The organism is Methanolobus vulcani (genome assembly GCF_900100715.1).
GTDB classification, from domain to species: domain Archaea; phylum Halobacteriota; class Methanosarcinia; order Methanosarcinales; family Methanosarcinaceae; genus Methanolobus; species Methanolobus vulcani.
The window spans coordinates 1-1,575 of the sequence record NZ_FNCA01000018.1; the positions used below are offsets into that span (position 1 = coordinate 1).

Here is a 1,575-nt window from a genome sequence, read left to right on the forward strand (position 1 = left end):
TATGTGCAAATAGGAAATATTCTCTCAAAGAGAGTTCTTTCCGACTGATTCCTAAATGACTTCCAAATATTTTGTGTGTGATCAACAACAATTCTGGTTGATCCTGCCAGAGGTCACTGCTATCAGTATTCGATTAAGCCATGCGAGTCAAATGTTCTTCGTGAACATGGCGTACTGCTCAGTAACACGTGGATAATCTGCCCTAAGGTCAGGTATAACTCCGGGAAACTGGTGATAATCCCTGATAAATCATAGATACTGGAATGTTCTGTGATTCAAAGCTCCGGTGCCTTAGGATGAATCTGCGGTCTATCAGGTAGTAGTGGGTGTAGTGTACCTACTAGCCTACGACGGATACGGGTTGTGAGAGCAAGAGCCCGGAGATGGATTCTGAGACATGAATCCAGGCCCTACGGGGCGCAGCAGGCGCGAAAACTTTACAATGCGGGAAACCGCGATAAGGGGATACTGAGTGCCAGCATATTATGTTGGCTGTCCATATGTATAAATAGCATGTGTTAGCAAGGGCCGGGCAAGACCGGTGCCAGCCGCCGCGGTAACACCGGCGGCCCGAGTGGTGGCCACTATTATTGGGTCTAAAGGGTCCGTAGCCGGTTTGATCAGTCTTCCGGGAAATCTGACAGCTCAACTGTTAGGCTTCTGGGGGATACTGTCAGACTTGGGACCGGGAGAGGTAAGAGGTACTACAGGGGTAGGAGTGAAATCTTGTAATCCTTGTGGGACCACCAGTGGCGAAGGCGTCTTACCAGAACGGGTCCGACGGTGAGGGACGAAAGCTGGGGGCACGAACCGGATTAGATACCCGGGTAGTCCCAGCCGTAAACGATGCTCGCTAGGTGTCTGGGACGGTGCGACCGTTTCAGGTGCCGCAGGGAAGCCGTGAAGCGAGCCACCTGGGAAGTACGGCCGCAAGGCTGAAACTTAAAGGAATTGGCGGGGGAGCACTACAACGGGTGGAGCCTGCGGTTTAATTGGACTCAACGCCGGAAAACTCACCTGGGGCGACAGCAATATGTAGGTCAGGCTGAAGGTCTTACCTGAATCGCTGAGAGGAGGTGCATGGCCGTCGTCAGTTCGTACTGTGAAGCATCCTGTTAAGTCAGGCAACGAGCGAGACCCGTGCCCACTGTTGCCAGCATATCCTTAGGGATGATGGGTACTCTGTGGGGACCGCCGGTGCTAAACCGGAGGAAGGTGCGGGCTACGGTAGGTCAGTATGCCCCGAATCTCCAGGGCTACACGCGGGCTACAATGGTCGGGACAATGGGTCCCTACCCCGAAAGGGGTTGGTAATCTCATAAACCCGCCCGTAGTTCGAATTGAGGGCTGTAACTCGCCCTCATGAAGCTGGAATCCGTAGTAATCGCGTTTCAATATAGCGCGGTGAATACGTCCCTGCTCCTTGCACACACCGCCCGTCAAACCACCCGAGTGAGGTATGGGTGAGGGCATGGACTAGTGCCGTGTTCGAACCTAAATTTCGCAAGGGGGGTTAAGTCGTAACAAGGTAGCCGTAGGGGAATCTGCGGCTGGATCACCTCCTAAGCATGATAG

Annotated in this window: 1 rRNA gene; it reads left to right on the top strand. The window is 53.2% G+C overall.

Going from position 1 to position 1,575, the window contains the following annotated elements:
• The first annotated feature begins 90 nt into the window (after positions 1 to 90).
• Positions 91 to 1,564 (top strand): 16S ribosomal RNA (locus tag BLP52_RS14225).
• Positions 1,565 to 1,575: the final 11 nt, after the last annotated feature.